General features: G+C 54.5%; 4 protein-coding genes and 3 tRNA genes. 1 reads left to right on the forward strand and 6 read right to left on the reverse strand.

Translation table 11 applies throughout. The annotated features are described in order from the left end of the window. Positions 1–109: 109 nt before the first annotated feature. The 6 genes from AC27HQ_RS16820 to birA form a co-directional block, all read right to left on the reverse strand. Positions 110–185 (reverse strand) — tRNA-Thr (locus AC27HQ_RS16820). A gap of 23 nt (positions 186–208) precedes the next feature. Then, positions 209–282: transfer RNA gene (locus AC27HQ_RS16825), tRNA-Gly, on the reverse strand. A 32-nt stretch (positions 283–314) separates the two neighbouring features. Continuing rightward, positions 315–398 (reverse strand) — tRNA-Tyr (locus AC27HQ_RS16830). 160 nt (positions 399–558) lie between these two features. After that, on the reverse strand, positions 559–1,212 hold the full coding sequence (locus AC27HQ_RS16835; protein WP_487157352.1) for a hypothetical protein: 654 nt from the start codon (positions 1,210–1,212) through the stop codon (positions 559–561). Next, positions 1,212–1,961, reverse strand: a complete 750-nt coding sequence (locus AC27HQ_RS16840) for a type III pantothenate kinase (RefSeq protein ID WP_487157353.1) — start codon at positions 1,959–1,961, stop codon at positions 1,212–1,214. The genes AC27HQ_RS16835 and AC27HQ_RS16840 overlap by 1 nt, the downstream gene beginning before the upstream one ends. Next, positions 1,951–2,928, reverse strand: a complete 978-nt coding sequence (gene birA / locus AC27HQ_RS16845; RefSeq protein WP_487157354.1) for a bifunctional biotin--[acetyl-CoA-carboxylase] ligase/biotin operon repressor BirA — start codon at positions 2,926–2,928, stop codon at positions 1,951–1,953. The genes AC27HQ_RS16840 and birA overlap by 11 nt, the downstream gene beginning before the upstream one ends. A gap of 89 nt (positions 2,929–3,017) precedes the next feature. Here birA and AC27HQ_RS16850 point away from each other — a divergent pair, with 89 nt between their 5' ends. Then, on the forward strand, positions 3,018–3,155 hold the full coding sequence (locus AC27HQ_RS16850; protein WP_487157355.1) for a hypothetical protein: 138 nt from the start codon (positions 3,018–3,020) through the stop codon (positions 3,153–3,155). Positions 3,156–3,202 lie beyond the last annotated feature (47 nt).

A 3,202-nucleotide genomic window follows, 5' to 3' on the forward strand; every position in this document is an offset into this window, starting at 1 on the left:
ACGTTCGAACTTCTCTTTAGCCATCGAGAGATCCCCTATTCGTGAGTGCAATGCGCGGTCACGCGACCATTAAATAAAAGGCAGATATTCGCATATCTGCCTTTTGGACTGGAGCTCATGAGCGGAGTTGAACCGCTGACCTCACCCTTACCAAGGGTGTGCTCTACCAACTGAGCTACATGAGCTTACACCTTGTGCAACGCCAGAATGGAGCGGGTAGCGGGAATCGAACCCGCACCATCAGCTTGGAAGGCTGAGGTTCTACCGTTGAACTATACCCGCCTAACCCGCCGAGCTCTGGCTATTGCGAAATCTGGTGGAGGGGGAAGGATTCGAACCTTCGAAGCTTTCGCGTCAGATTTACAGTCTGATCCCTTTGACCGCTCGGGAACCCCTCCGTAAGAGGGCGCCATTTTCTTCACTTGGCGCCTGCCTGTCAATACATTTATTAGCAAAAACCGCGACTTGAATGTGAAATGCGGATGTCACGACCAGGACTCAGCCACGCTGACTGGTCGCACAGCTTGCTGTAGCCCAGCCACTTCATCAAAGGCGCGACTAACGGCAAGGCAGGAACTGATGCTGCAGCCCGGGAAAGTCTTCGCGCAAACGCGCCAACAGGGGCTGGTCAACCAGCCTGCGCGCACTGCTGTCCACCTGGACCAGGTATTCACTATGGGTCTTGTCGAGCACTTCCACCTGAACTACATAGCCCTGCTCTTCAAGCTGCGCCTGACGCGCAAGCGCTATGTCTTCTCGGCCAAATACCCCGAGCGATATATTGTTAGCCAGCCGACCCTGCGTGATCAGAAAACTATCGACACCCTGCTCCTGCAATCCTGCCAGGCGGGACATGGCTGCAGCCTGCCCACCCTGTACCGGCATTACCAGCCAATAGTCTGCAGCATCCTTCACGTCCCGCGTCTGCACTGAAGACTGAATAGACAGCGCCAACAACCGCTGCCGTACCTGCTCAGCTTCTGCAGCACGCTCGAAGGTCCCAAGATAGACACACAGGACCGTTTGCGACACCTCCTCCACCTGCGGCAATCGGTTATCACTCAGGACAGTATCTGTATTCACGGTATCGGGAATCACCTCCAGTGGAGCGTCAGCCTGTTCATATAATGACTGATCAGCACGCCCGTCCTGCAACTGCCAAAGCGCGTAGAGAATATTCAGCAGGAGTAAAAATAGAAATACCGATCGCATTAGCTCACCTCTATCGGACAGGCCAACGCCAGACCATCAAAGACCAGGTCATTAATCACATGACAAGCACCAGAGAGCGCCTCGGACATCCTTTGCGCATCCCCGCCGGTAAGAATAACCAGCTTGTCTTCGCCCAGCAGCTGATCTGCTATACGACACTGCTCACGGACAAAACCAGCCAGCATGAGATCGCAGCCATACTCAACCGCCTCTGCAGTCGAGCTGCCGGGCTGTGGCAACATCAAATCCCCGAGCAAGGTTTCATCGTAGCGGATGAGACGCGTGTGCCGCTTCAAGCCAGTTCGCAGCAAGGCGCTGCCTGGGGCAATATAACCACCCAGATGCTGGCCATCGGCGCGCACAAAGTCCACAGTAATTGCAGTACCCAGATCTATCACGACGCACGCGCGAGCAAATCGGTTGTACGCTGCAACCACAGCCAACCAACGGTCCATTCCCAGTCGTAGATGATCCGCATAGCCATTAGTTACACCCGCCAACTCTTTACTACCACGCGCAAGCAAAGGGTGAAGCTTCAACCAACTAGTCAACTGATCCATGACCACCTGGGTTTCATCTTCAGAGCGAACACTGACCAATCTGCACGCCCTTATCTCCCGCTCCTGCCCACCCAACAAAAGCTGCAGGTCGACCAGATCCGGCGCCATGGCCCGATCTCGTACGCGCCCTTCACGATCAATCAGGCGCCATTTGATCAAGGTATTACCGCAATCAAGCTCAAGCAGCATCACTCACCCTCAAGCTGACTTCTCCACCATTGACCAACAGCACACCTTCAGCCGTTTCCAACTGCAATGCGCCATTTGAACTGACGCCGCGATGGACGCCTTCTATCTGCTTTGCCCCTGAAACCACTTTGACAGCGCGTCCAACCCAGGCATCGCGACTATCCCATTGCGGTATAAAAGGGCCAAAGCCCTCACGCCTAAAACGCAACAAGGCCTCATGAAACCGCTGCGCAAAACATGCGATCAAAGCATTACGATCCAGCGACCCCTCGCCACCCATCCGTAATAAAGAGGTCCAGGATTGATCAACACGCTCGCCAGCTTCAACTGTCATCAGAACATTAACACCCAGGCCTATGACAACCACGCACTCCGACGTCAGATCCCCTGAGATCTCGATAAGAATACCTGCCAGCTTCTTGCCATCATGCAACAGATCATTGGGCCACTTGAGCTGAACACCCTTATGCCCACACTGCTCCAACGCCTCAGCCAATACGATACCGACCATCAGACTCAAGCCTTCCAGACCCTGGGCTCCCTCTGTAAAAGGCTCTACCAAGGTCATGTAGATATTCTGCGCATAGGGACTGATCCAACTACGGCCGCGCCGACCTCGCCCAGCCGTCTGCTGCTCGCTGATACAGACCACAGGCTGCATACCCAGAGCGGCAATCAGGCGCAACGCCTCGGCATTGGTCGAATCAATTTCCTGATGCAGATGCCATGCCCAGTGCGAAGCTGCATTGCCCGCCAAACCGGATTTGATCTGGTGCACATCAAGTAATACTGCACCTTTCGGAATGCGATAGCCTTTACCGCGTACACGCTGCAAGGGATAGCCTTCCATTTCCAGGCGCGATAAAGCCTTCCAAACAGCCGCACGACTTACGCCCAAGGCTTCACCGAGCTTTTCACCAGAATGAAACTGCCCGTCATTCATCATCGACAGCAAGGTACCGAGCATATGCAATAAGCCGTTTTGAGCAAAGGCGCATGATAACGCCCCGGGGCGCCAGAATGAATGGGTAATGCGGTTTTATGTCGCAGTAGCTGGTGTTCCAGCTGGAAGCTGGAAGCTGGAAGCTGGAAGCTGGAAGCTGGAAGCTGGAAGCTGGAAGCTGGAAGCTGGAAGCTGGAAGCTGGAAGCTGGAAGCTGGAAGCTGGAAGCTGGAAGAGGATTGGGTTGAGTGAGTGGGGCGTCAAGCACTTTGTCGGATTAATGCGCCTTTAGCTGGATC

The organism is Halopseudomonas sp. 4NH20-0008 (assembly GCF_057548395.1).

Coding starts and splice junctions, on each gene's coding strand:
- birA (WP_487157354.1), bottom strand. CDS start 2,928: ATGCTCGGTACCTTGCTGTCGATGATGAATGACGGGCAGTTTCATTCT.
- AC27HQ_RS16840 (WP_487157353.1), bottom strand. CDS start 1,961: ATGCTGCTTGAGCTTGATTGCGGTAATACCTTGATCAAATGGCGCCTG.
- AC27HQ_RS16835 (WP_487157352.1), bottom strand. CDS start 1,212: ATGCGATCGGTATTTCTATTTTTACTCCTGCTGAATATTCTCTACGCG.